The organism is Mesorhizobium sp. M4A.F.Ca.ET.090.04.2.1 (assembly GCF_003999085.1).
Classification (GTDB): domain Bacteria; phylum Pseudomonadota; class Alphaproteobacteria; order Rhizobiales; family Rhizobiaceae; genus Mesorhizobium.
In genome coordinates this window covers 1-4,512 of sequence record NZ_RZOT01000512.1, presented here as the reverse complement: position 1 = coordinate 4,512, position 4,512 = coordinate 1, and the positions used below count along the sequence as shown (strand labels likewise).

Annotated in this window: 4 protein-coding genes; 2 read left to right on the top strand and 2 right to left on the bottom strand. The window is 66.7% G+C overall.

The features are described from left to right. Both EN781_RS26920 and EN781_RS26915 read right to left on the bottom strand, forming a co-directional pair. Positions 1–487, bottom strand: a 487-nt coding sequence (locus EN781_RS26920) for a sigma-54-dependent Fis family transcriptional regulator (RefSeq protein WP_145965641.1), incomplete at its 3' end; no start/stop codon positions are given. Position 488: 1 nt separating this feature from the next. Then, positions 489–2,360: a sensor histidine kinase gene (locus tag EN781_RS26915; protein WP_126056553.1), complete on the bottom strand. Its 1,872-nt coding sequence runs from the start codon at positions 2,358–2,360 to the stop codon at positions 489–491. Between the two features lie 234 nt (positions 2,361–2,594). Here EN781_RS26915 and EN781_RS26910 point away from each other — a divergent pair, with 234 nt between their 5' ends. Together EN781_RS26910 and EN781_RS26905 are read left to right on the top strand one after the other, a co-directional pair. After that, positions 2,595–3,929: a dicarboxylate/amino acid:cation symporter gene (locus EN781_RS26910; RefSeq protein WP_127400496.1), complete on the top strand. Its 1,335-nt coding sequence runs from the start codon at positions 2,595–2,597 to the stop codon at positions 3,927–3,929. A 135-nt stretch (positions 3,930–4,064) separates the two neighbouring features. Next, on the top strand, positions 4,065–4,512 hold a 448-nt coding region (locus EN781_RS26905; RefSeq protein WP_145965640.1), incomplete at its 3' end, for a histidine phosphatase family protein.

The following is a 4,512-nucleotide window of genomic DNA, read 5'->3' as shown; positions in this document are numbered from 1 at the left end:
GTCTCAGCGTGCGGCGCAGCCGCTCCATCGCCGGCGTCTGGCCGATCAGCGTCAGGCTGTCCTGCGCCTGCTCGGCCGCCTCGCGCAAGGCCCGGTTCTCCATCACCAGGCGGCGCTTTTCGGCCGCCCGCCAGACACTTTGTGCAAGCCGGTCGGCCGCGAAGGGCTTGGTGATGAAGTCGTATGCGCCGTCCTTGATCGCCTTCACGGCCATCGCGATGTCGCCATGGCCGGTGACGAGGATGACAGGGATGTCCGGGTCTACCTCCACGATGTGGTCGAAAAGCTGCAGTCCGTCGATCTCGGGCATGCGGATGTCGGACACCACCACGCCGGCGAAACCGGCGTCGAGCCCGGCCAGAGCCTCTCGCGCCATCGAAAAGGCCGACACCGCGAAGCCGGCGAGCTCCAGCGTCTGCCTTGTCGCCTTCAGGAGATCGGCGTCGTCGTCGATCAGGATGACCGGGGCGGGGTCGTTGGTCGCCATGCTACGCCGCTTTCGCAAGATGGATGGTGAAACGCGTGCCCTCGGCGCCGCTCGCGACCTCGATGCGTCCGCCATAGTCGGCGACGATGTCCTTGGAGATGACGAGACCTAGCCCCAGCCCTTTCTCCTTCGAGGTGTTGAAGGGCGTGAACAGCGATTTCAGGATCGCCGGCGGAATGCCCGGCCCGTTGTCCGAGACATTGAGCACGACGCCGTCGTCTTTTTCCTCGACCAAAACCTCGACCCTGGCGCCGTCGCGACCGTCCAGCGCCTCCAGCGCGTTCTGGAACAAATTGATCAGCACCTGTTCCAGCCGCACCCGATTGCCCATGACCTTGAGTGCGGGCGGCGGCAGCGCGATATCGAGCGCGTCGAGCCGGCCGGCGAAACGGCTTCTGAGCAGCACCACCGCGCCCTCGATGACGCCGCGCAACTCGACCGGCTCGGCCGCCGTGCGGCCCTTGCGGGCGAAGGTTTTCAACTCGTCGGTGATGGTGCCGATACGCTCGGTCAGCGCCGCGATGGCATCGAGGTTCTCCTCGGCCGGCGCCGTCTGCTGGCGGTCGAGGAAGACGCGCGCATTGTCGGCATAGGCGCGGATGGTCGCCACCGGCTGGTTGATCTCATGAGCGACACCGGCGGCGACCTGACCGAGGATGGCCAGTCGATTGGCTTGCACCAGCTCCTGCTGCACCACCTGCAGCTTGGCCTCTGTGCTGCGATGGTCGGTGATCTCGGCCTGCAGGCGATCGCGGGCGCGGCTCAGATCCTCGGTGCGCTCGACGACACGACGTTCGAGCTCGGCGCGCGTCGCCTGTTCGGCGGCGATCCGCATCTGCGCGGATTGCCGGCGCCATAACAGATAGGCGGCAAGGCCGATGAGCGGCCCGATGACGCCGAGCGCCAGGAGCCGCATCTCGCGCTGGGCGGCGGCGATCGGCGCCTCGGCCGGAACGAGATAGTCGAGCCGCCACGGCGTCGAGGCGACCGGCGTCGACAGCCTGAGATATTCGCCATCGCTGCCGCCCGGCGTGATCGCATGCACTATGGACACGTCGGCGCTCAAGGGTTCCCTCCGCGTGATCGGCAGCGGCACCAGCGGCGCGTCGCCGAACTGCTGGCTGTCCCGGATTTCGGCAAGGGAGGCGCCGGCAAGCGGCGCCGTCGTCATGAAGCGCCAGGACGGCACGCTGGTGATCAGCACGACGCCATGCTCGTCGCTGACATAGGCCGGCCGGTTGGCCTCGTGCCAGTCGGCCTCGAGCTGGTCGAACTCCATCTTGACGACAACGACGCCAAGCGGTGCCGAGGCGCTGCCGACACGGCGCGAGATGTAGAGGCCGGGGCGCTTGCTGACATTGCCGAGCGCGAAATACTCGGCGGTTCCCGTCTGCATGGCGCGGGAGAAATAGGCGCGGAAGCCGTAGTCGTTGCCGACGAAGCTGGTCGGCTCGCGCCAGTTGCTCGACGCGACCGCCAGGCCGTCCGTGCCGGTGACGTAGAGCACCGACGCCTTGGTGCCGGACACCAGCCCTTCGAGCTTGCGGTTGAGCACGTCGATCGCGGCATTGGTGCGCGCGGTCAGCGCGTCATGCACCTGCTGGTCCTCAGACAGAAGCAGCGGCAGCGCGCGCGGGTTTTCCAGCACGGCGCGGAGCAGCGCCACCTTCAGGTTGGCGTCGGTGCGCCCCTGCGCGGCAAGCGCGTCGACCTCGACCGCGCGGCCATAAAGGCCGGCGCCGTAGAGCGCCGCGGCGATGATGGCGAGGGCCACGCCGGCAAACAGCAGCCACGCTCGGCGCGCCCTTTTGCCGAGCTGCTCGGGCGTTGGAGAAAGGCCGGCAATGGCGCCGGCTGCGGGGCGCTGCAGCATCGCCCATCTGTGCATGATTTCGCACAAAACACAATTCGACCCATGCGGATGGCCGCACGCCGCCGCCAGACCGGGCGGCCAGCGGCTCGAAAAAAACCAACAAAATCAAAGTAAGTCCGCGCCGACGGAAACTGGCACGCGGGTTGCAAAGACGGAATCGGCAGCCGCGAGGCTGTTGGAGGTCAAATGCCCCGGGAGGTCGAGCCTTTCGATCGGGGCGCAACGGAGGACGTCATGCAGACAGCATTCGCTGCCGCCGAGCCGCGCGGCAAGATACCCTTTTATCGGCATCTCTATGTGCAAGTCCTGGCGGCTATCGCCGCCGGCATTCTGCTCGGCCATTTCTATCCCGACATCGGCGCGTCGCTGAAGCCGCTCGGCGACGCCTTCATCAAGCTGGTCAAGATGGTGATCGCGCCGGTGATCTTCCTGACCGTGGCGACCGGCATTGCCGGCGTCTCCGACCTGCACAAGGTCGGCCGGGTCGCCGGCAAGGCGATGATCTACTTCCTGTTCTTCTCGACGCTGGCGCTGGTCGTCGGCCTCGTCGTCTCCAATGTCGTCCAGCCCGGCGCCGGCATGCACATCAATCCGGCGACGCTCGACGCCAGCAAGGTGTCGACCTTCACCGAGAAGGCGCATGACACGACCATCGTCGGCTTCCTGATGAACATCATTCCCGACACCATCACTGGCGCCTTCGCGCAGGGCGATATCCTGCAGGTGTTGTTCTTCTCGGTGTTGTTCGGCGTCGCGCTGGCCCTGGTCGGCGATCGCGGTCGTCCGGTGGTCGACTTCCTGCAGGCGCTCACCGCGCCGATCTTCCGCCTCGTCGCCATCCTGATGAAGGCCGCCCCCATCGGCGCCTTCGGCGCCATGGCTTTCACCGTCGGCAAATACGGCATCGGCGCGATCGCCAACCTCGCCTTCCTGATCGGCACCTTCTACCTGACGTCGCTGCTCTTCGTGCTGGTCGTGCTCGGCGCGGTGGCATGGTACAACGGCTTCTCGATCCTGGCGCTGATCCGCTACATCAAGGAAGAGCTGCTGCTGGTGCTCGGCACCTCGTCCTCGGAAGCCGCCCTGCCTGGCCTGATGGCCAAGATGGAGCGCGCTGGCTGCAACCGGTCGGTGGTCGGCCTGGTCATCCCGACCGGCTATTCCTTCAACCTCGACGGCACCAACATCTACATGACGCTGGCCGCGCTGTTCATCGCTCAGGCCACCGACACACCGCTCACCTTCGGCGACCAGATCCTGCTGCTGCTGGTGGCCATGCTGAGCTCCAAGGGTGCCGCCGGCATCACCGGCGCCGGCTTCATCACGCTGGCCGCCACGCTCTCGGTCGTGCCTTCGGTGCCGGTCGCCGGCATGGCGCTGATCCTCGGTGTCGACCGCTTCATGTCGGAATGCCGGGCGCTGACCAACTTCGTCGGCAACGCCGTGGCCACCATCGTCGTGGCGCGCTGGGAAGGCGAGCTCGACCAGACGCAATTCGCCGCCGCCATGGCTGGCCAGTTGCCGGAAGAAGCCGACTTGGCGCTGTCGGGCGGTCTCCAGCCAGCCTGACCCCGTCAGGCGCCTCCCAAGCATGGAGAGGCCGCGGCCGGTAAAACCGGTCGCGGCCTGTTCTTTTTGCCGGTCGCCGCATAGGCTGGCGCGGGCTGGTCGTCCGGCCTTGTCACCAGCGCCGAGGGGCCGGCAATGAGCAGCAAATTTCCCGAGATCTACCTGATCCGCCATGGCGAAACCGAATGGAGCGCCTCGGGCAAGCACACCGGTCGCACCGACATTCCGCTGACGGCGAAGGGTGAGGAGACCGCCCGCGGCCTCACCGATCGCCTCAAGGGCCTGTCCTTCCAGGCGGTGTGGTCGAGCCCTTCGCAGCGTGCCTTCGACACCTGCCAACTTGCCGGCTTCGGGGAAAGTGCTGTGAAGAACCCGGACCTCCAGGAATGGGACTACGGCGCCTATGAAGGCGTGACGACGAAGGAGATTGTCGCCGGTCGCCCCGGCTGGAACGTGTTTCGCGACGGCTGTCCCGGCGGCGAGCAGGCCGCCGATGTCGGCGCCAGGGCCGATGCCATCATCGCCGGGCTCCGCGTTGTCGCTGGCAATGTCCTGATCTTTTCGAGCGCGCATTTCCTGCGCG

Excerpts from the sequence above, each read along its gene's own strand:
- EN781_RS26910 (WP_127400496.1), top strand. The coding sequence starts at position 2,595 with ATGCAGACAGCATTCGCTGCCGCCGAGCCGCGCGGCAAGATACCCTTT.
- EN781_RS26915 (WP_126056553.1), bottom strand. The coding sequence starts at position 2,360 with ATGCTGCAGCGCCCCGCAGCCGGCGCCATTGCCGGCCTTTCTCCAACG.